The organism is Ignavibacteriota bacterium, assembly GCA_016716225.1.
Lineage (GTDB): Bacteria > Bacteroidota > Ignavibacteria > Ignavibacteriales > Melioribacteraceae.
The window spans coordinates 2,363,502-2,385,724 of sequence record JADJWT010000001.1; the positions used below are offsets into that span (position 1 = coordinate 2,363,502).

Annotated in this window: 23 protein-coding genes; 21 read left to right on the forward strand and 2 right to left on the reverse strand. The window is 29.0% G+C overall.

Annotation, left to right across the window (positions count from 1 at the left end; all coding sequences use genetic code 11):
• Positions 1-39: 39 nt before the first annotated feature.
• From IPM32_10475 to htpG, 11 genes are all read left to right on the forward strand, one after another.
• Complete coding sequence (locus IPM32_10475; GenBank protein ID MBK8945677.1) at positions 40-1,398, forward strand: FAD-dependent oxidoreductase; 1,359 nt, start codon at positions 40-42, stop codon at positions 1,396-1,398.
• On the forward strand, positions 1,398-2,024 hold the full coding sequence (upp, locus tag IPM32_10480; protein ID MBK8945678.1) for a uracil phosphoribosyltransferase: 627 nt from the start codon (positions 1,398-1,400) through the stop codon (positions 2,022-2,024). The genes IPM32_10475 and upp overlap by 1 nt, the downstream gene beginning before the upstream one ends.
• Positions 1,993-3,036 carry a hypothetical protein gene (locus tag IPM32_10485; GenBank protein MBK8945679.1) on the forward strand — a complete coding sequence of 348 codons (1,044 nt, stop codon included), beginning with the start codon at positions 1,993-1,995 and terminating at the stop codon, positions 3,034-3,036. Before upp ends, IPM32_10485 begins: the two co-directional genes overlap by 32 nt.
• Positions 3,033-5,207: a bifunctional (p)ppGpp synthetase/guanosine-3',5'-bis(diphosphate) 3'-pyrophosphohydrolase gene (locus IPM32_10490; GenBank protein MBK8945680.1), complete on the forward strand. Its 2,175-nt coding sequence runs from the start codon at positions 3,033-3,035 to the stop codon at positions 5,205-5,207. Before IPM32_10485 ends, IPM32_10490 begins: the two co-directional genes overlap by 4 nt.
• Position 5,208: 1 nt before the next feature.
• A complete protein-coding gene (gene ruvX, locus IPM32_10495) occupies positions 5,209-5,637 on the forward strand; it encodes a Holliday junction resolvase RuvX (protein MBK8945681.1) in 429 nt (142 codons plus the stop codon).
• 94 nt (positions 5,638-5,731) lie between these two features.
• Positions 5,732-6,010 carry an ethanolamine utilization microcompartment protein EutM gene (eutM, locus tag IPM32_10500; GenBank protein MBK8945682.1) on the forward strand — a complete coding sequence of 93 codons (279 nt, stop codon included), beginning with the start codon at positions 5,732-5,734 and terminating at the stop codon, positions 6,008-6,010.
• Between the two features lie 6 nt (positions 6,011-6,016).
• The gene (locus IPM32_10505) at positions 6,017-6,676 is read left to right on the forward strand and encodes a BMC domain-containing protein (GenBank protein ID MBK8945683.1); all 660 of its coding nucleotides are present in this window, start codon (positions 6,017-6,019) and stop codon (positions 6,674-6,676) included.
• Positions 6,677-6,745: 69 nt separating this feature from the next.
• Entirely contained in the window at positions 6,746-7,657 is a 912-nt protein-coding gene (locus IPM32_10510) for a hypothetical protein (GenBank protein ID MBK8945684.1), read from the forward strand.
• Position 7,658: 1 nt separating this feature from the next.
• On the forward strand, positions 7,659-8,291 hold the full coding sequence (gene tmk, locus IPM32_10515; GenBank protein MBK8945685.1) for a dTMP kinase: 633 nt from the start codon (positions 7,659-7,661) through the stop codon (positions 8,289-8,291).
• On the forward strand, positions 8,284-9,930 hold the full coding sequence (locus IPM32_10520; GenBank protein MBK8945686.1) for a S41 family peptidase: 1,647 nt from the start codon (positions 8,284-8,286) through the stop codon (positions 9,928-9,930). Before tmk ends, IPM32_10520 begins: the two co-directional genes overlap by 8 nt.
• A 256-nt stretch (positions 9,931-10,186) precedes the next feature.
• Positions 10,187-12,097, forward strand: coding sequence for a molecular chaperone HtpG (htpG, locus tag IPM32_10525; GenBank protein MBK8945687.1), 1,911 nt, complete (start codon positions 10,187-10,189; stop codon positions 12,095-12,097).
• Between the two features lie 43 nt (positions 12,098-12,140).
• Here the strand turns inward: htpG and IPM32_10530 are convergent, their stop codons facing one another.
• Positions 12,141-12,851, reverse strand: coding sequence for a phosphatase PAP2 family protein (locus IPM32_10530; protein MBK8945688.1), 711 nt, complete (start codon positions 12,849-12,851; stop codon positions 12,141-12,143).
• Between the two features lie 206 nt (positions 12,852-13,057).
• Between IPM32_10530 and IPM32_10535 the strand changes: the two genes are divergently transcribed.
• Positions 13,058-14,008: a polysaccharide deacetylase family protein gene (locus tag IPM32_10535; protein MBK8945689.1), complete on the forward strand. Its 951-nt coding sequence runs from the start codon at positions 13,058-13,060 to the stop codon at positions 14,006-14,008.
• Positions 14,009-14,052: 44 nt separating this feature from the next.
• Here the strand turns inward: IPM32_10535 and IPM32_10540 are convergent, their stop codons facing one another.
• On the reverse strand, positions 14,053-15,708 hold the full coding sequence (locus tag IPM32_10540; protein ID MBK8945690.1) for a GIY-YIG nuclease family protein: 1,656 nt from the start codon (positions 15,706-15,708) through the stop codon (positions 14,053-14,055).
• Between the two features lie 70 nt (positions 15,709-15,778).
• Between IPM32_10540 and IPM32_10545 the strand changes: the two genes are divergently transcribed.
• From IPM32_10545 to aroA, 9 genes are all read left to right on the forward strand, one after another.
• Positions 15,779-16,039, forward strand: coding sequence for a hypothetical protein (locus IPM32_10545; protein ID MBK8945691.1), 261 nt, complete (start codon positions 15,779-15,781; stop codon positions 16,037-16,039).
• A 190-nt stretch (positions 16,040-16,229) separates the two neighbouring features.
• The gene (locus IPM32_10550) at positions 16,230-16,499 is read left to right on the forward strand and encodes a hypothetical protein (protein ID MBK8945692.1); all 270 of its coding nucleotides are present in this window, start codon (positions 16,230-16,232) and stop codon (positions 16,497-16,499) included.
• 24 nt (positions 16,500-16,523) lie between these two features.
• On the forward strand, positions 16,524-17,330 hold the full coding sequence (locus IPM32_10555) for a TIGR00282 family metallophosphoesterase (GenBank protein MBK8945693.1): 807 nt from the start codon (positions 16,524-16,526) through the stop codon (positions 17,328-17,330).
• The gene (locus IPM32_10560; protein MBK8945694.1) at positions 17,327-18,313 is read left to right on the forward strand and encodes a site-specific DNA-methyltransferase; all 987 of its coding nucleotides are present in this window, start codon (positions 17,327-17,329) and stop codon (positions 18,311-18,313) included. Before IPM32_10555 ends, IPM32_10560 begins: the two co-directional genes overlap by 4 nt.
• 11 nt (positions 18,314-18,324) lie before the next feature.
• Positions 18,325-19,209, forward strand: coding sequence for a bifunctional methylenetetrahydrofolate dehydrogenase/methenyltetrahydrofolate cyclohydrolase FolD (folD, locus tag IPM32_10565; protein MBK8945695.1), 885 nt, complete (start codon positions 18,325-18,327; stop codon positions 19,207-19,209).
• Positions 19,210-19,215: 6 nt separating this feature from the next.
• Positions 19,216-20,082: a deoxyribose-phosphate aldolase gene (gene deoC, locus IPM32_10570; protein ID MBK8945696.1), complete on the forward strand. Its 867-nt coding sequence runs from the start codon at positions 19,216-19,218 to the stop codon at positions 20,080-20,082.
• The gene (locus IPM32_10575; GenBank protein ID MBK8945697.1) at positions 20,082-20,315 is read left to right on the forward strand and encodes a hypothetical protein; all 234 of its coding nucleotides are present in this window, start codon (positions 20,082-20,084) and stop codon (positions 20,313-20,315) included. The genes deoC and IPM32_10575 overlap by 1 nt, the downstream gene beginning before the upstream one ends.
• The gene (locus IPM32_10580) at positions 20,312-20,902 is read left to right on the forward strand and encodes an RNA methyltransferase (GenBank protein ID MBK8945698.1); all 591 of its coding nucleotides are present in this window, start codon (positions 20,312-20,314) and stop codon (positions 20,900-20,902) included. The genes IPM32_10575 and IPM32_10580 overlap by 4 nt, the downstream gene beginning before the upstream one ends.
• The gene (aroA, locus tag IPM32_10585) at positions 20,899-22,176 is read left to right on the forward strand and encodes a 3-phosphoshikimate 1-carboxyvinyltransferase (protein MBK8945699.1); all 1,278 of its coding nucleotides are present in this window, start codon (positions 20,899-20,901) and stop codon (positions 22,174-22,176) included. Before IPM32_10580 ends, aroA begins: the two co-directional genes overlap by 4 nt.
• Positions 22,177-22,223 lie beyond the last annotated feature (47 nt).

Here is a 22,223-nt window from a genome sequence, read left to right on the forward strand (position 1 = left end):
TTATATTAAACCTCAAATATTTTTCTATTTCCAAATTAAATGCAAACTTCAAAAAGAATTATTGTTGTTGGTGGAAATGCCGCAGGACCAAGTGCTGCAGCAAAAGCGAAAAGAACAAATCCTTCTGCAGAAGTTATTTTGATTGAAGCCGGTGAATTTATTTCTACGGGAACTTGTGAACTTCCTTACTTACTTTCCGGAACTATTGAAGATTACTCACATTTAGTTTTTTACACACCCGAAAAATTTTATCAAGAAAAAAATGTAAAAGTTTTGATCAATAATTTTGTGAAAAATATTGACAACAAGAAAAATGAAATTGAAGTTTTTGATAAAAAAAACAACTCAACACAATTTTTAAAGTTTGATAAATTAATTTTAACCACCGGATCAATTGCGAAAGAATTGCCGGAAATTCCTTTCACATTGGAAAATGTTTTTTGTTATAAATCTGTTACAGATTATATAAGATTAAAAACATATTTTGATAAAAATAAAATTGAAAAAATCCTGATCGTTGGTAGCGGTTATATCGGATTGGAAGTTGCTGAATCTCTTAAATTAAAAAAATATGATGTTACAATTTTAGAAAAAGAAAAACTACCTCTTCCATCGGCTGATATTGAAGTTCAGCATTTGGTTAAAGAAATTTTAGAAAAAAATAAAATCAAATTATTGAATTATGGAAACGATACAAAATTTTTAACAAAAGAAAATAAATTCCATCAGTTAAAAAATGAAGGAAGATTTTTAGATTTTGATATTGCAATCGTTGCTGCTGGAATTAAACCAAATAATACTTTAGCAGAAACTGCAAAATTAAAATTAGGAAAATTTGGAGGATTGGTAGTTGATACAAAATTAAAAACTTCTAATCCAAATATTTTTGCGGCTGGAGATAATATTGAAATTATAAATAGAATTACAAATCGAAATGATTATTTTCCTTTGGCAACCTACGCACATCAGTTGGGACATATTGCCGGTGAAAATGCAGCTGGTGGAAATAAAATTGCTGAATCGGTTATATTAAATTCAACATTTAAATTTTTTGATAAATTCATTGCACAAGTTGGTTTGAACTTGAAACAAGCAAATTTGAATTTCCATAATGTAAAAGTTGTTAATGCAGTTACAAATAATAAAGTAAAGATAATGCCAAATTCATCCAAAGTTTTTGGTAAAATTATTTTCGAAAGAAATTCAAATTTAATTTTAGGTGCTTCTTTCGTGGGGAATGAAGAAGTTTCGGGATATGCCGATATTATAAGTTCATTTATTTATAATAAAATTCCCGCAAGAAATTTGGCAAAAATAAATTATAATTACACACCGCCATTATCACCATTTATAAATTTACTTTCAGTTTTAGGAAGAAAGATAGAGGAGAATTTTTGATGAAGAATCTTAAAATAGTTTCTAATCCACTAATAAGCAGAGATATAACTTATTTAAGAAATAAAGAAACAAGAGAATATCAATTTAGGTTGGCTGTTAGAAGAATTGCCTATGCACTTGCAATTGAAATAAGTAAGGAATTTGGAACAATCGAGTTTGATGTTGAAACTCCGCTTGAAACTACAAAAGGTTATAATCTTGCGAAACAAATAGTTTTAGTTCCTGTATTGCGCGCCGGATTAAGTTTGGTGAATTCTTTTATCGAAATGATACCAAGTGCAAAAGTTGGACATATTGGTTTGCAGCGCGATGAAAAAACTTTGAAACCAATTGACTATTATTATAAAGCTCCTAAGAATTTAGAAATATCAAAAGTTATAGTTTTGGATCCAATGCTTGCAACGGGCGGAAGTTCATCAGCAGCAATGACTTTCCTAAAAGATCGCGGTGCAAATGATTTGGTTATGGCTTCACTAATTGCAGCACCGGAAGGAGTAAAAAGATTAAGTGATGATCACCCAGATGTGCCAATTTACACAGCAATGCTGGATAGAGAACTTAACGAACACGGATTTATATTGCCCGGATTGGGCGATGCCGGGGACAGAACTTTTGGTACGCTATAGTTTTTTTTTCTTTTTTATTGTCTCTCAAATTTTTGCACAAAAATTTCCCAACCAGAAAGTTGATTCACTTTTAAATCTTGGCATTCACAATATTTTATTAGAAAATTATGGACGTGCAAAAAAAATATTTAAAAATCTAGATAAAGATTTTCCTGATCTACCTTTTGGAAAAATTTATTTAGCGGCTACACACATTGCAGAATCTGTTGATTATGAAAATATTCCCAATAAAAATTATATTGATTCAATTTTAACACTTGCTGAAGATCAAACAGAATTACTTCTTGAATCAGATGAAGATAATTTATGGAACAATTATTTTGTAGCAACAATTTACGGCTACAGAGCATATTTTAATTCATTAACATCAAATTTGATTTCAGCATTTGCAGATGGAATTTTATCGCTCCATAGTTTTCAAAAATGTTTGAATATTGATAATAATTTTAATGAAGCATTAATTGCAAACGGAATTTATAAATATTGGAAAAGTGCTCAAACAAAATCTTTAAATTGGCTTCCGTTTGTAAAAGATGAAAGAGAAGAAGCAATAAAAATGCTGGAAAATTCAATTAAACAGAAATCATATAATCAATATTTGGGAATAAGTTCTTTAATTTGGATTTATATTGATAACAACGAAAGCCAGAAAGCTATTGAATTATCAAATAAAATGCTGGATCAATATAAAAATTCAAGATACTTTATGTGGGCATTAGCTCGTGCTTATCAAGATATATCCAAGGAAAAATCAATTGAAATTTTTGAGCAGATTTTATCATCAGTTGAAAAATTAAAAAACAGAAATTTTTATAATGACATTGTGTTAAAACATAAAATAGCAATGCTGTATTTTGATTTGGGAAATTATAATAAATCATATCAATTGTGTTTGCAGATACTTGATTTTGATTTAAAATCTAAAGAAATTAAGAATAGATTAGATGAAAGATTAGATAGAGTTTATGAATTAAAAAATGAGATTGAAGAAATTTTGGAAAAAAATAAATGATAATTTTGGATGACATACAATTAGATACTTTACTTTCTGATTTACTTGGATTATGCAAGAAAAATCTGCATTCATTTAACGAAGAACTTGTAACCAAAGCTTTTAAGTTAAGTTTTGAAGCACACAAAAATCATTTCAGAGCTTCCGGGGAACCTTATTTTCTTCATCCTTACAATGTTACAATGATTGTAGCAAAAGAAATTCCTTTGGATGATATATCAATTGTAAGCGCTTTATTGCATGATGTTGTTGAAGATACAGATATTAGTTTAGAATTTGTTGAACGTGAATTTGGAAAAGAAGTTGCAGAAATTGTAGATGGTGTAACAAAAATTAGTGGAGTTTTTAGAGGTCACAATATTACTCAAGCTGAAAACTACAGAAAATTGCTTCTCTCAATGGTTAATGATGTAAGAGTAATTTTAGTAAAATTTGCCGATCGTCTTCATAATATGAGAACACTGGAATTTGTTTCGCCACACAAACAAAGAAGAATTGCAACAGAAACTTTGGAAATTTATGCGCCGTTTGCACATAGATTCGGCTTGGGAAAAGTTAAATGGGAATTGGAAGATCTCGCATTTAAGTATTTAAATAAAGATGCATACAATGAAATTGCAAAAAAACTTAATGAAACAAGACGAGAACGAGAAGCATATATAAAATATGTTACAGAACCAATCAAAAAAAGATTAGATGAACACGAATTAATTTATGAAATTGGCGGACGACCCAAACATTTTTATAGTATTTATAAAAAAATGATTAAGCAGAATAAACCTCTTGAAGATATCTATGATCTTTCTGCAATTAGAATAATTTTAGAAAATAATGATCAAAATGATTGCTATTATGTTTTGGGTATTATCAATCAATTGTTCAGACCAATTCCGGATAGATTTAAAGATTTTATTTCCATTCCTAAAAAAAATAATTACCAATCAATCCATAATACTGTAATTGGTCCGGAAGGAAAACTTGTAGAAATCCAAATTAGAACAAGAGCAATGCATGAAATTGCAGAGAAAGGTGTTGCTGCTCACTGGAAGTATAAAGAAAATATGTCATCATCAAATAGAGATTTGGAAGATTGGGTAAATTGGATTAGAGATATTTTTGAAAGTGTTTCGCGTGATGAAGCTAGCAACGAAATTTTAGCAAGTTTCAAATTGAATTTATATCAAGATGAAATTTATGTTTTTACACCCAAAGGCGATTTAAAAATTCTTCCACTCGATTCAACACCAGTAGATTTTGCATACGAAATTCATAGCAAAGTTGGATATCATTGTATTGGTGCAAAAGTTAACGGTAAAATTGTACCGCTTAGCAGTCCTTTACAAAGCGGCGATCAATTGGAAATTTTAACATCTAAAAATCAGCACCCAAATAAAAGCTGGCTTCAATTTGTTAAAACACATAAAGCAAAATCAAATATCAGAAAGTACATCCAAAAAGAAGAAGATAGAATTGTTGAAACCGGAAAAGAAATTTGGGAAAGAAAACTTAAAAAGTATAAACTTTCTTTTTCTCAGGACGATATAAATAAATTAGCAAAAAAATTAAAGTTTGAAAATCCATCAAAATTTTTTGTTGCAGTTGCCGAAGATCAAGTCGATTTGGAAAGTATTTTAAATCCCGAAGAAATTAAAGAAGAAGAATTAAACGATTTAAAATTTGATAGCTTTGCAAAATTTGCACGTGAAAGTATTGGTGAAGTTGTTGTTGAAGGTGCACACAAAGGTTTTGTATACAATTATGCAAAGTGCTGTAATCCAATTCCTGGTGATCCGATTGTTGGTTATATTACGATTGGTGAAGGAATTAAAATTCACAGAAAGAATTGTAAAAATTTATTGCAGCTATCTGAGAATAATGAAAATCGCTTAGTTCCGGTTGAATGGCCCGGTGAGGCTGGATCATTTTTCTTAGCTGGAATTACAATAAAAGGTGAGGATCGTCCCGGAATTTTAAAAGATATTTCAAATACAATTGCTGGATTTCATAATACGAATATAAAATCAGTTACTATAAATACTTCGGAATCTGTTTTTAACGGACACATTGCTGTTCATATTCAAGATGTTAATAACTTAAATCGACTTATCGATCGATTAAAAAGAATTAAGGGAGTTTATTTGGTAGAACGATTCGATTCTCCAAATCAATAAAATGAAAGACGAAATAGAAAGAATTTTAGCAATTGATTATGGTGAAAAAAGAGTCGGACTTGCAATTTCAGACCCGCTAAAAATATTTGCAATTCCTTTAATAACACTTGAAAACAACAAAGATTTTTTTGATAATCTAAAAAAAATATTTTCTAAATATAATTTCATTAGTACAGTATTGGGTTATCCATTAAAAGAAGATGGAACAAAAACCAAGTTAACAGAAACTGTTGAAAAATTTAAAACTGAAATCGAAAAATTATTCAATATTAAAGTAGTATTTATTGATGAAAGATATTCTTCTTCAATTGCTTGGGAGCAAATTAAAACCAGTGTGGTTTCTAAAAAAAAGAGAAAAGATAAATCTTTAATTGATAAAAATGCAGCAGCAGTAATACTTGAAGATTATTTATCAACATTGAAAAAGTAAGAAAATTGATTGATGCAATTATTAAAATAATTGACATTATTAAATATATAAGCTATTTTTCTATCAAATTTTAACCAATTTGGGAGCATTTTATATGACACTTGACGCACTTGGAATGATTGAAACCAAAGGTTTGGTTGGTGCAATTGAAGCTGCAGACGCAATGGTAAAAGCCGCAAAAGTTGAATTATTAGGCAAAGAAATTATTGGCGGTGGTTATGTAACAGTAATGGTTAGAGGTGATGTTGGAGCAGTTAAAGCTGCTACAGATGCCGGTGCTGCTGCTGCACAAAGAGTTGGTGAATTAGTTTCTGTTCATGTAATTCCAAGACCACATTCTGATGTTGAATTAATTTTACCAAAACGTAAATAAAGTTTTATGGATCAAGCATTAGGTTTAATTGAAACAAAAGGTTTAGTTGCGGCAATTGAAGCTGCAGATGCAATGGTAAAAGCTGCCGATGTTAAAATCATCGGTAAAGAAAAAGTTACCGGAGCACTGATTTTAATTAAAGTTTCTGGTGAAACTGCTGCTGTTAAAGCTGCTGTTGATGCTGGATCTGCTGCTGCGCAAAGAGTTGGTGAATTGGTTTCTGTCCATGTGATTCCAAGACCGGATGATGAAATCGATAAAATTGTTTATGATAATTTAAATTTGCAATCTGAAGAAATTTCTTCTGAAAATATTTCTGAAGTAAAGGTTGAAGTTAATGAAGTTATAAATATTTTTGAAAAAAAAACTGAAGAAATTGAAATTATTGAAGAAGTTGAAAAAATCGAAAAATCAGTTACCGAGCTTAATTCTTCTAAAGCGCCAGAAAAAGTAGTTTATAAAAATATTCCTAAAAAAGAAAAAATTGTAAAACCGATTGAAAATAAAAATTCATATTCAAATGAAATTAATTTAAGTGAATTAGAAATTTTAAATGTACATTCTCTCAGAAAAATTGCAAGAGGATACAACAATTTTCCGATTAAAGGTAGAGAAATTTCCAAAGCAAACAGAGGACAACTTTTAGATTATTTTAAAAAAATGTAAAAGATTATTTTACAAAAATAGATTTTAGTTTGAACTCCACAAGAATGTGGAGTTTTTTATATTTATAATATGAAAAGAAAAATTTTTACAATTTTATTTATTGTTACTTTTTCGGTTTTACTTTGGGTATTTGTATCATTTTCGGGTGAGTTTTCAATAACTTTAAATTTACCTCCTCAAGTAATTGATGTTCCCGAAAATTTAGCGGTAAGTTCAATTTCTGCAAATGAAATAGTTATAAGTTTAAAAGGTCAGGGCTGGCAATTAGCTCAACATACTTTAGGAAGAGATCCAAAATTTTATATCCCATCACCAGTTGAAATTGGTGAAACTACACTTTCCTCAAGAAATTTAATTCCAGCAAATTCTTGGCTTTCATCAACACTTCAATTAGCTGAAATTAGTCCCGAAAAATTTTCGGTAAAAATTGAAAAGCGAATTACAAAAAAAGTTGAAATTCTTCCAGTACTTTCTTTAACATTTAAACCGGGTTATGATTTAGTTTCAGATGCAAAAATTGAACCAGATTCTGTTGAAATTACAGGTCCGGAAAGTATAATAAATGATTTTGGAATTATTAATACTTCTGCAATGAAATTCAGCAATTTAGAAAAAGAAGCAAATTTTAGAATTCCACTGCAAATTCCCAAATATGTTGAATTAAATATTTACGAATGTAAAGTTGGTCTTGATATTCAAAAAATTGTTGACAAATCTTTTGAAAATATTCCGGTTGAAACAAAAAATATTCCAGATAAATATGAATTAAATCTTTCTCCGGAAAATGTTACAATTGTAATTCGCGGCGGAATAAATTTGTTAAGCAAACTAAAAAGTGATGAAATTTCGGCTTACGTAAGGTTTCAACAAGCGCTAAATGATACAACCGGATCAATTGAACCGGTAATTGAAATTCCAAAATTCACATCGATAATTGATATCAAACCTAAACGATTAGATTACATAATTAAAAAATACTAACATGTTTATAACTTTTGAAGGCTTGGATTTTTGTGGAAAATCCACACAAGTAAAACTTTTACATGAATTTTTAATTTCGCAAAATTTTAAAGTTGCGTTAATTAGAGAACCGGGCGGAGTTCAAATTTCTGAGAAAATTAGAAATATAATTCTTGATAGAAAAAATGAAGAAATGTTTTTTGAAACCGAACTTTTACTATTTTCTTCAAGCAGAGCTCAATTAGTGAGAGAAGAAATTATTCCCAAATTAAATGATGGATTTATTATTATTTCGGATAGATTTCATGATTCCTCAATTGCTTATCAAGGTTATGGCAGAGGACTTGACGTAAAATTTGTTTCTGATCTTCAAAAATTTGCAATAGGTAATGCAATTCCTGATTTAACTTTTTTTCTTGATATCCCAATTGAAGAAGTAAACAAAAGAAAATCAAATATTCAGAATTCAGAACTTGATAGAATTGAAATTTCGAAAAATTCATTTTATGAAAATGTAAGAAACGGATATAAAAATATTGCAAAAAATGAGGAACGGTTTATCACAATTGATGGTTTAATGTCCAAAGAAAAAATTCACGAAGAAATAAAAATCATTGTTGAAAATTTATTAAAAGGTAAAAAAAATAATGAGTAAAAATATCTATAAATTTTTTGCTGTGTTGTTAATTATAATTTTGGGCGGATTTATAAACAGCGATTCGGATATTTATTTTAAAATGTCTAAAGCAATTGATATTTACGGAAGAGTATATAAAGAAGTTACACTAAATTATGTTGATGAAGTAAAACCTGAAGAATTTATGCTGCAAGGAATACAAGGAATGCTTGAAGCTTTGGATCCTTATACAGTTTATATAGATGAAAAACATCAAAAAGATATTGAACTTATTACAAAAGGGAAATACGGCGGAATTGGTGCAACCGTTGGTTTGTACAATGATAAAATTACAATAGTGGATTTGATTGAAGGATATTCAGCTCAGCGTCAAGGAATTAGAATTGGCGATGTTATTAAAAAAGTAGATTCAATAAATATTACTAAAGAAAATTATGATGAATTGGGTAATTATTTAAAACGTGAGCCCGGAACGGAAATTTCCCTAACAATTGAAAGAGAAGGTGTAAAAGGTGAAATTATTTTTAACTTGGTAAGTGAAGAAATTGAAATAAAAAATTTAACTTATTATGGATTTGTACCTGAAAACAGTAATAATGTTTATTTAAAGTTAAGCAGTTTTTCACGTAGTGCCGGAGATGAAATAAGAAAAGCATTACACGAGTTGAAAATTCAAAAAGATATAAATTCTGTAATTCTTGATCTTAGAGGAAACCCCGGCGGATTGCTTGATGCGGCAATTGATGTAAGTGAAAAATTTCTAATAAAAGGACAAAAAGTTGTTTCAATAAAAGGTCGTGATGAATTAAAAGAACAAATTTTTAATGCCCAAGAAGAACCAATTGCGGGAAAATCAAAATTAATTTTGCTTGTTGATAATGGTTCTGCATCTGCATCAGAAATTGTTGCCGGTGCAATTCAAGATCATGATCGTGGAATTATTATTGGTACAAAATCTTACGGAAAAGGTTTGGTTCAAACTGTAATTCCTTTATCATTTAATACATCTTTAAAAATGACGACTGCAAGATATTACACACCAAGCGGAAGATGTATTCAAGAAATTGATTACTCGCAAGAAAAAGAATTGTTTACTGAAAATGTTGATAAAGATAGCACAATTTATTTTACGGATAATAAAAGAGAAGTTTATTCTAAAGGTGGAATTGTGCCTGATTCTATTGTTACAAATTCATCAGAATCTCATTTAGTCAGAAGTTTATTGGCTAAAGGAATGTTTTTTAAATTTGCCACAAACTTTTTTAATACTTCGGCAAACGGAAATTTGAAAAATGAAAATGATGATTTATTTAATTCATTTTTAAAATATTTGGAAAAAGAAGATTTTAATTATCAAACTCAGTCAGAAATTTTGATTTCTGAATTGAAAGAATCAATTAAGAAAGAAGGTTATAATTCAAATTTGATAGATGAAGTTTCAAAATTGGATTTGAAATTTGACGATGTAAAAAAGAAAGAATTAAATAAATATAAAACGGATATAATTTCTGAAATTAAACAAGAACTTGCCGCAAGAAACGATGGAAGAAAAGGCAGAATAACCGAATCTCTTAAATATGATAATCAGTTTGCAACTGCAATAGAAATAATAAATAAAAATAAAGTTTTTAATTCTTTGTTAAATTCAAAAAATTAATTTTTTGCAAAATTTACTTTTGTAATGCAAAATGGATTTCAGCATCTAACATAAAAAAATTCCGAAATAATCTTACTTTCTGTAATCAGTTTCGGAATTACAAAATTATAAGTTTATTTTATTGCTAAAAGTTTTAACTATTCATAAAACAAATTTTTTTGAAAAATGTTAAATTTACTTTTGAGTTTAACCTTTTTTGCATTTCTGCATCAAATTAGAGATTAAAAGTAAAATATGAATAAAATTAGGAGGAATAATGTCTGAAACACAAGTAAAAGAAACACTTGAATTTAAAGCCGAGGTGAAACAACTTTTAGATATTTTAGTTCACTCGCTTTATACACACAAAGAAATATTCTTACGTGAATTAATTTCCAACGCTTCCGATGCAATGGATAAATTACGGTTTGAATCGAATAAAGGAACGGATATTGCTGATAGCAATCTGGAATTGGAAATTAATATTTCTGCAAATAAGGATAAAAAAATTATTACAATTTCCGATACGGGAATTGGAATGACGCATGATGAGATTATCCAAAATATCGGCACAATCGCAAAATCGGGAACTTCAGATTTTCTAAAAATACTTAAGGAAAATAAAGAAGATTCCAGCAATATTATTGGAAGATTTGGAATTGGATTCTATTCCGTATTTATGGTTGCTAAAGAAGTTGTTATCAAAACAAAATCTTTTAAAAAAGACGAACCGGCGATGAAATGGATTTCTGATGGTTTGGGAACTTATTCAATTTCCGAATTTGATGAACCATTTAAAAGAGGTACAACAATTGAAGTTCATTTAAAAGATGAAATGGATGAATTTTTAGAAAAATACAGATTGGATTCAATCGTAAAAAAACATTCAAGTTTTATAAGTTTTCCAATCAAAGTTGAAAACGAAAGAGTAAATACAGTTTCTGCTTTGTGGCGAGAACCAAAAACAAATATTAAACCGGAACAATACACCGAGTTTTACAAATTTTTAACTTATGATCAAGATGAACCTTTAACAACAATTCACAGAACAGTTGATGCGCCGATTCAATTTACAAGTTTGTTATTCATGCCCAAAAGGAATATGGATATTTGGGGTTACAATCGTGAAGAATACGGTTTAGATCTTTATGTTCGCCGTGTATTAATTCAGCATCAAAATAAAGATTTATTACCGGAATATTTAAACTTTGTTAAAGGTGTTGTTGATTCTGAAGATTTGCCTTTAAATATTTCCAGAGAAACTTTGCAAGAAAATATTATTTTCACAAAAATTGCCGGAAGTGTGACAACACAAATTTTATCACATCTTCAAACTTTGTCTGAAAAAGAAGAAGACAAATTCAAAACATTTTGGAAAGAACACGGCAAAACTTTTAAAATGGGATATATGGATTTTCCAAATCATGAAAAATTCAGCAAACTTTTAAGATTTAATACTTCTGTTTCTAAAGATGCAGATGAACTTTTCAGCTTGGATCAATATGTTGAGAGAATGAAAAAAGATCAAAAGGAAATTTATTACTTAGCTGGAAATTCAAGAGAATCAATTATGCTGGATCCTCAATTGGAAATTTTCAAAACAAAAGGAATTGAAGTTTTGTATTTGTATGATCCGATGGACGAATTTGTAATGGATTCTTTGAGAAAGTATAAAGACTTTGAGCTTAAATCAACTGAACAAGCAGATGTGAAAAAGTTAAATAAATTAGATGATGTTGAAGAAAATAAAAAAGATAAAGTTGAGGAACTTACCAAAGATGATAAAAAACATTTTTCAAGTTTGATGAAAAGAATGAAAGATATTTTAGGCGATAGAATTAAAGACGTAAAAGAATCCGATAGATTAACCGGAAGCCCAATTGTACTTGTAAATCCTGAAGGTGGAATGACATCAACAATGCAAAAATTGATGAATATTACCGGAAAAACATCCACGGTTCCGCAAAAAGTTATGGAAGTAAATAAAGATCATAAACTTATTAGAAATTTGCTAAAAGTATACAAGGCAAATGACAAAGATGAATATATTATAACAGTTGTTGAGCAGCTTTATGAATCTTCACTTTTACTTGAAGGATTTTTATACGATCCGCATAAACTTGTAAATAGAGTAAATTCTCTTTTGGAAAACTCAAGCGATTGGTATACAAACGTTAACAAACTCTAAAATTACACTTTAAGAACATTCCATATTTTTTAATATGGAATGTTTAAAATTCACCACAAACAATTAAAAAAAAATTAAACCCATTTCCAATCGCCCGAATTCCGTCAAACAAATCAGCAATTTGATAAGTGAAGAGAAATAATATAGGATAAAAAATATACGGCTTAATTAAAGATAGTTGAAATATTTTCTTAACAAATTTTGAATTAACAAAATATTTGTATGAAATATAACTAAATGCAATTCCGATAATTGCACCGACAAAAATATCCGATGGATAATGTAATCCTAAATAAATTCTTGGAAAAGAAATAATAATTGCTGTATAAATTATTGCGAAAAATCCAACAATTCGTGAAATAAAAAATAATCCGGATGCCAAAGTAAAATATAAAACCGCATGATCGCTCGGCATTGAACTCCAGCCTTCCAATAAAAATGCGTTCATTCCGTGAGGAACTTCAAAACTAAGTTCGTCATCATGAATTGGTCTATGTCTGAAAGGAAGAATAACAGCTAAAATTCTTGCTGTTGCCATTGCGATAAAACTTCCTACTAAATTTGAAATTACCAAAATTCTGTTTCCAAAATTTGAATTTCGATTAAAAAACCATGCCCACCAAATTGCAAAAGATAAAATGCCGCCTTTTAATAAATTATTGTTTGAAAGAAATACAATGAATTTATCAAAAAATAAGGACTGCTGTGAAAATTGATTTAAATATTCTATGATTATTAAATCTAACATTAACATTTTTTTGCTTTCTAATAATTTTGATAAATATATTAATAAAATTTTCCCATTTTGGAAATGAAAATCGAAATTGTATGATTTAAATCATGTTTAATAAAAAAATTATTTAGAATTTATTTTATGAAAAAATCTAAATGTGATTTATCTCGTTTGATCGGAAAATTTATTCAATATTTTTAACTTTATTATTAACAAAATTAAAATTTATGAACGCAAGTATTTCACTCGATTTGGATAATCAATGGGCTTATATGAAAGTTCATGGCGATGCCGGTTGGGAAAATTATCCTTCCTATTTAAATAAATTTCTTCCCCACGGATTGGAAATGTTGAAGAAATATAATTTAAAAATTACATTTTTTATTGTTGGTAGAGATGCTGATGATGAAAAAAATTCTGATGCAATAAGTGAAATTTCAAAATACGGGCACGAAGTTGGAAATCATTCATATAACCATGAAGCTTGGTTTCATCTTTATAATAGAAATGAAATTTTGGATGAATTAAATAAAACCGAAGAAGCAATTGAAAAAGTTACGAGTTTAAAACCAATTGGTTTTAGAGGTCCGGGTTTTAGCAGAAGTAAATTATTATTTGAAATTCTGAAAGAAAAAAAATATTTATATGATGCTTCAACTTTGCCAACGTGGATTGGTCCGCTTGCAAGAACATATTATTTCCGTCAATCGAATCTAACAAAAGAAGAAAGAAAAACCCGCGAAGGTTTATTCGGATCTTTTTCCGATGGATTTAAAACTATAAAACCATTTAAATGGAATTTGGGAAATAATTCAGAATTATTGGAAATTCCAGTTAGTACAATTCCAATTTTAAAAGTTCCATTTCATTTTAGTTATTTACATTATTTGGCAAAAGTTAATGTGGGCTTAATGAATTCGTATTTGCAGACTGCAATTTCGCTTTGCAAATTAACAAATACAGAACCAAGTTTTTTACTTCATCCGCTTGATTTAATTGGCTGTGATTTAATTCCAGAACTAAACTTTTTTCCGGGAATGGATTTATCAAGCAGTTATAAAGCTGAATTATTTGATATTGTTATGGAAAAAATGACTTCCAATTTTAACTTAGTTTGTATGAGCGAACATGCAAATGAAATTTTAAAAAGAAAAAATTTGCCAATTAAGATAGTTTAACGGACGGCTTGACACTCAATAAAATAATCCATTAAAAAAACTTTCTATCGATAATTTTGAAATTTCACATTTCTATATAAATCTTCTTTTGAAATGTAATCTTTCAAGTAATGGACTTTTATTTTATTTCTATTTTTAACAAGCCAGCTTAAAGAAATTTTAATTTTCTCTAAATCTTTTTCTTCCATTCCAGTTAAAAGTTGGAATGTATTTTCAAAATAATCATCAAGTGCGGCATCAAAGAAATCTTGATCTTTCAAAAAATAATCTTTTATATAAACTCTACCTTCCAAAAATAAAATGTAGTCATTAAATTCAGAATCTTTAATTTCAACAAGTGCGTTAACTTTGTTAATCGGCTCAGCCAGAATTGAAGTTCTAGTTAATTGATTTAAAATTAAATTTACTGTATCGCGCATTTCAGCAGCTTCTTCATATTTTTGTTTTTCTGAAAATTCCTTCATTTTATTGAGTAATCTGTTTACTGCATTTTGATTTTTCCCGGATAAAAATTCATATACATTTTCCAACTCAATTTTATAATCTTCAGAATTAACTTCAGCTATGCATGGGGCAGAACATCTTTTTATATCCAGTAAATAACATTTTTTATTTTTATTTAATTCTTTATCGGTGCATTCACGCAAAGTAAAAGTTTTATCAACAATTTCTCTCAAAGAATTTGCTGTAACTCTGTTTGAATATGGACCAAAATAATCATTCCCATCAAAATCAAAATCAGTGTCTACTTTTAAATCCGGAAATTCATGATTGAGATTAATTCTAATAAAATAATTTTGCGAAAATTTTTTTAACAGAGTATTAAATTGTGGTTTGTGAAGTTTTATTAATTCGGCTTCTAAAACCAAAGCATTTAATTCAGAATTAGTTTTTTGAAATCCTAACCGATTTGCTTTTCTAACAATTTTTCTGGTTTTTCTTGGTGCCGAACTCGAAAAATAATTTTTTACACGATTCTTTAACGACTTTGCTTTTCCAATATAAATTATATTTTCTTTAGCATCTTTGAAAAAATAAACTCCGGGTGAATCCGGCAAACTTGCTAAATCTCCCACTAATTTTTTCTTAACTAATCTAAAACTTTTTGATAATTGCTGACTTACCTGAAAATCCAAAAGATCGGAAATATTTTCATAATTGTATTCATCTTTTAATTTTTCTAAAAGTTTAAGAAATAGTTTTGCCGTAGCAGTTGCATCACCCAAAGCTCTATGTGCATCTTTGTGTTTGATATTGAAATGCTGAATCATACTTCCAAGAGATTTGCTTTTTAATTCCGGAAAAATTTTTCTGGAAATTTTTAATGTGCAAATTTGATCTAATTTTGGCAGCTGAATATCAGCAAATTCAAACTCGGATTTTAAAAACGCAAAATCAAAAGGTAGATTGTGTCCGACCAATATTGTCCCATCAATAAAATCTTTTACATTTTGGGAAATTGTTTCAAAAGACGGTGCGTCAAACAAATCATCATTTGAAATTCCGGTTAACGAAGAAATAAACGGCGGAATATTTTGTCCCGGATTAATTAATGAATGAAAACTATCAGTTAATTTTCCATTTTCAATTCGTACAATTCCAATTTCAATTGCGCGACTTCTTGGCGGTGAAGTTCCGGTAGTTTCAAAATCTATTACAGAAAATGTTGCTTCGGAAAAATTTTTTTCTTTTTGATTCATCAAACAATAATAATATTTTTCTCAGCAAATCTATAAATAAACTTTGATGAATTAAATTTTCGCAAAAAAAATTGAGTTAAAAATGTATACAATTTATGATTTTATTGGAAACGTTGGAGTTTTTTTAATAATCACCGCATTTTTACTTTTGCAGTTAAACAAAATTAAAAGTGAAAATATTTATTATTCTTTAATGAATCTTTTTGGCGCTACATTTGTAATAATTTCTCTAATTAATAATTTCAACTTTTCCGCATTTATTATTGAAGCATTTTGGATAATTATTAGTTTAATTGGAATTGTTAATTTTTATCGAAATAGAAATAAATAATTTTCCATAACAATGATTTCATCTTTACGAAAACTTAATTTGTTATTATTCAAAGATTTAAAAATTTCTTTTAAAGTTTATTGTTAAAAAAATCCTAAAAAATATTTAATTACAATAAAGAAAATTTCAAAATTTACTCTTCTTTTGTTATAATTATATTCAAAATTATAAATATATTTTCGGAGAAGTTATGGCTGATAATATTCCTTTGGAATTTGAAAATATTGGAGAATATAATAAAGCTGTTTTACAGCAATTAATAGATAATAACGCATTGTTACGAGTTTTGTTAGATTATGAAGTTGAAAAACAAGTTTACCGTCAAGCTACGGAGGACGGAATTGAGGAAATGAGTTTTGGTGAAATTGAAATTAGAAAAAGAGAAATTTCGCAATCTCTAAATGATAAAATTAGAGAATATAAATTACACGCTTTGGCAGAAATTAATTTAAGAAAATAAATTCTTATAAAACTTTTAAAACAAATGGATTTAAATATTTTATTTATTGGCGATGTTGTTGGAAAACCCGGAATGGATATTACAACATTGTGGCTTCCGAGTTTGATAAAAAAATACAGAGCTGATTTGGTAATTGTAAATGCTGAAAACGCTGCTGACGGGAAGGGCTGCACAGAAACGGAAGGAAAAATTTTATTTAATCTTGGTGCACAAGTTTTGACCGGCGGAAATCATACTTGGGATAAACATCAATCGCAAGAATATTTAAAAGTTGAAAAACGCGCACTTCGTCCTTTAAATTATCCAAAAGGAACTTACGGAAACGGATATATAATTATTGAAACTAAAAAAGGCAAAGCAGCAGTTGTAAATCTGCAAGGCAGAACTTTTATGTCAACAATTGATTGTCCATTTAGATCAGCAGAATGGATTTTATCAAAATTAGCACAAGAAACAAAAGTTATATTTATTGATTTTCATGCTGAAGCAACTGCAGAAAAATTAGCTTTGGCAAATTATATTGATGGAAAAGCAAGTGTTTTTATTGGAACTCACACACATATTCAAACTGCTGATGAAAGAATTTTTCCTAAAGGTTTGGGATATATTACAGATTCCGGAATGACGGGACCTTACGATTCCGTAATTGGAATGAAAACTGAAGCCGCAATTAATAGATTTATTTTGCAAACACCTCAAAAATATCAAACTGCAACAGAGAACAATCATCTTTGTGGAGTTTTTACAAAAGTTGATATTGAAACCGGCAAAACTGTAGAAATTGAAAGAATTTTAATTCCAGAATTTGAAACAAAATCCGCAAAGGAATGAAAAATTTTCCACTTCCTCGAATTGATAAAGATCCAATTTTAAAAAATTATCTCCAAAAATATTGCCGAATTCAAAACGGTGAAATTTGGATAGATCCATTAAATAAACATAAAGTTGGATGTTTCGATTCTTCAGATGAAAACTCAATTATTAATTTTGTGGAAAATAATAAATTCCAATTGGCAATTCATGATCCGCCATATAATATGATTGCGTTCGAAACTTTTGATTCTGCAACTTTTGTAAATTGGTGTAAAAAATGGATAGATATTTCAAACAAAATTCTTGAAGAAAATTCCTCACTTTATATTTGGTTTGGCGCAGATCAGAAAAATCATTTTGAACCTTTTGCAGAATTTATTTTGATGATGAAAAATTCTGATTTTAATTCACGGAGTTTTATTACAATGCGAAATCAGCGCGGTTATGGAACTCAAAAAAATTGGATGTCAATTAGACAAGAACTTTTATACTATGTAAAAGGAAATCCAATTTTCAATATTGATAAAGTGTATACGGATATTCCCAAGGCGGTAAAAGGTTATTACAAAGAAGTGAATGGAAATATTACGGAAAATTTGGAGCGAAGTAAATCTGATAAAATTCGTGCCGGAAATGTGTGGATTGATATTCAGCAAGTTTTTTACCTTCGAGAAGAAAATGTAAACGGATGTTTTGTGCAAAAACCTTTAAAAGCTTATGAAAGAATTATAGAAGTTTCCAGTTGTGAAAATGATAATATAATCGATTTTTTTTCACATTCCGGAACAACAACTTTAGCGGCAGAAAAATTAAAAAGAAAATCATTTTCTGTTGATATAGACCCAATTTATTGTGAAATTACAATTCGAAGATTGGAAAGATTTAGAAAGACTGGTAAATTAGGATGGCAAAATTCCAATCCTTTTGAAAATGAAATTTTAGAAAATATTGAGTTAAGAAATTATTTATCAGAAAATTATAATTTAGAGTTTAAAGAATAAATTGGTTTAAAATGCAGATTATTGATGGGAAAAAAATATCAGCAGAAATTAAAGAGGAAATAAAATCCAAAATTAATTTGTTGAAAGAAAATGGGGAAAAAGTTCCGGGTTTGGTTACAATTTTAGTTGGCGAAAATCCCGCATCTAAAGTTTATGTAAATAGTAAAATTAAATCATGTGCAGAAATTGGAATGCATTCCAAACTTGAAAAATTAGATGAAAATATTAGTGAAGACGAACTTCTGAAAATTATTGAAAATTACAATAATGATGATTATTTTCATGGAATTCTTGTTCAGCTTCCTTTGCCAAAACATATTGATGAAGATAAAATTATAGAAGCGATAAATCCACAAAAAGATGTTGATGGATTTCATCCAATCAGCGTTGGAAAATTGGTAATTGGAAAAGATACATTTAAATCTTGTACACCATTGGGTATAACGGAATTAATAAAACGATATGGAATTGAAACAAAAGGAAAACATGTTGTTGTAGTTGGCAGAAGTAATATAGTTGGAAAACCAATTGCTAATTTAATGTTACAAAAAGAAGATGGAGCAAATTCAATTGTAACAATTTGTCATTCTGCTGCAAAAGATATTTCCGTTTACACAAAACAAGCGGATATTTTAATTGCTGCAATTGGTAAAGCAAATTTTATTACGAAAGAAATGGTTAAAGAAAAAGTTGTTATAATTGATGTTGGCATAAATCGTATTGAAGATCAAAATAGTAAAAATGGATATAAATTAGTTGGAGATGTTGATTTTAATGGAGTTTCTGAAAAAGCATCTTTTATTACTCCGGTTCCCGGCGGAGTTGGACCAATGACAATTGCAATGTTGTTAAGTAATACTTATAAAGCATATACTTTGAAGGAAATAATAAATTAGATTTTTATGGAAAATGTTATAGATAAAATTGTAAATCAAGTTTTTACCGAAAAAGCATTACATGATTTTTATTGTGTTGGCGAAACTTGCAAAGGTTGGGAAAGAAATGTTGTTGATCAACCAATAGCAATAAATAAAATTGTTGAAAATGGTGCAGAAAGAATTTCTGCTGGCAAAGGCATAGGTAGTGAAATTAGAGATATTTCGTTAGCAAGAATGATTGATCACACAATGCTTAAACCGGAAGCAACTCCCCAAGAAATTACAACATTATGTGAAGAAGCAAGAACTTATAATTTTGCTAGTGTTTGTGTAAATCCAAGTTATGTTCCGCTTTGTCACCAATTATTATTCGGAACACAAGTTAAAGTTTGTACGGTAATTGGATTTCCATTGGGTGCAACAACAACAGCAACAAAAAGAGCTGAAGCAGAAGAAGCACTAAATAATGGTGCTGAAGAAATTGATATGGTTATTAATATCGGAAAGTTAAAAGCCGGTGAATATGATTATGTTTTTAATGATATTAATCAAATAGCTTTGGCGGCAAAAAGTAAGAATGCTGTTTTAAAAGTAATTATCGAAACTGCACTATTAAGTGATGAAGAAAAAATTAAAGCGTGTATTTTAAGCAAACAAGCAAAAGCAGATTTTGTTAAAACTTCAACCGGATTTAGTAAAGGCGGAGCAACCGCATCGGATATTGCTCTAATGCGTTATGTTGTTGGATCATCAGTTGGAGTTAAAGCTTCCGGCGGAGTTAGAACTTTTGAAGATGCGGAATTGATGATTAAAAGCGGTGCTGATAGAATTGGTGCAAGTGCAAGTGTAAAAATTGTTTCCGGCGATAAATCTAAATCAGAAGGATATTAGTGGTTTTAGATTTAGTTACAATTAAGTCTGATGATGGTTTTACAGCCGAAATTCCTTCTATTAAAGGATGTGAATGTTGGGCGCATAAAGAAGATGAAGTTATTGAAAAATCAATTGAACTTTTGAAATACTACTTAAAACTTGGTTCTGATTCTGAAATTAATATTGATAAAGCACGTGGAAATAAATTCAAAACAGTTTACAAATTAGTTTTTAATAAAGACCTTCCGTGAAAGAATTCAAAACAGAAAAAAGATTAAAAAAAATTGAAAAAGTTCTATCAGAACGGCAATTTTCACTGCGTATGGTTTTAGAAAATATTCATGATCCACATAATGTTAGCGCAATTTTTAGAACTTGCGATGCTGTCGGAGTTCCGGTTGTTGATTTAATATATACTTTCGAAACTTTTCCTAAAATCAGTAAAGTAACATCTGCTTCATCAAAAAAGTGGATTGAACAAAATAAATATGATTCTGTTGAAGTTTGCATAAATAATTTAAAATCTGAAGGTTTTGAAATTTATGGAAGTATTTTATCTGAAAATGCTGATAGTATTTACGATGTTGATTTCACAAAAAAAGTAGCGATAATAATGGGAAACGAACATCGCGGTATTTCTGAGGAAATTACAAATTTAATTGATAAACAAATTTATATTCCAATGCATGGAATGATTCAAAGTTTAAATGTATCTGTCGCAGCAGCAGTAATTCTTTATGAAGCTCAACGTCAGAGATTAAATAAAAAAATGTATATAAATAGTGAACTCACAAATAATCAGTTAGATAACTTAATTAATGTTTGGTGCAACAAATGATTCAGCAAATTAAAAAAGTAAATAGTGTTAACGGAACTTTAATATTACCGGGTGATAAATCGATATCACATAGGGCAGTTATGTTTTCCGCACTTGCCGATGGTGAGTCGGAAATTTTTAATTGTCTTATGTCTGAAGATGTTAATGCAACAATTAGCGCATTCAGAAATATGGGGACCAAATTTGATATTGAAAAAGATAAAATAATAGTCTGGGGAAATGGTTTCAGCGGATTAACTGAACCGGAACGTGAATTGGACCTAGCAAATTCCGGAACTACGACAAGATTAATTTCCGGAATTTTAGCTGCACAAAAATTTCCTTCAACAATAATTGGCGATGAATCTTTATCGAAAAGACCAATGAAAAGAATTATTACTCCATTACGACAAATGGGTGCTAACATTACGGGAAATAATAATTGTCTTCCACTTATAATTAAACCAACAGATTACTTAAGACCAATTCATTATGAGTTACCAATTGCAAGCGCACAAGTTAAAAGTTGCATTCTGTTAGCTGGTTTATACTTGGATGAAGAAACAGTCGTTGTAGAAAACGTAGAAACAAGAGATCATACAGAAAAAATGTTGGGATTAAAAGTAATTCAAGAAGGAAATATTAAAACAATTTATTCTTCATTAGATAAATATCCGGTTGCCTCGGAATATAAAGTTCCATCTGATATTTCAACTGCAGCTTTCTTTATTGTTTTGGCAAGCCTAGTAAAAAATTCTGAACTAAAAATTACGGGAGTTTCATTAAATGAAACTCGAACTGGAATTATTTCTGTGTTGGATGCAATGGGCGCCAATATTTCTGCTGAAAACATTAGTGAAATTAATGGTGAATTAAGAGGTGATTTAATTATTAAAAGTGCGGAATTAACAAATGTTGAGTTCGATGAAGAAATAATTCCAAATATTATTGATGAAATTCCAATACTGGCAATTGCGGGAATTTTTGCAAATGGTGATTTTGAAATTTCCGGAGTTAAGGAATTACGCACAAAAGAAAGTGATAGAATAAATTCAATTTGTAGAAATTTGGAAAAGTTGGGATTACATGTTGATGAATTTGAAGACGGTTTTGCAGTTCGCGGAAATATTACAAATAAAACAGCAGCTTTTGATAGTTATGGAGATCATAGAATTGCAATGTCTTATGCAATTTTGTCATCCATAATAGAAGGAGATTTTACGATTGATAATTTTGATTGCGTGGCTGTTTCAAATCCGGATTTTATAAATCAATTAAAGAGTATAAGTAATTAATAATTATAATCTTCTTAATCTTGCTCTTAAGCATAATCTTAATCTGA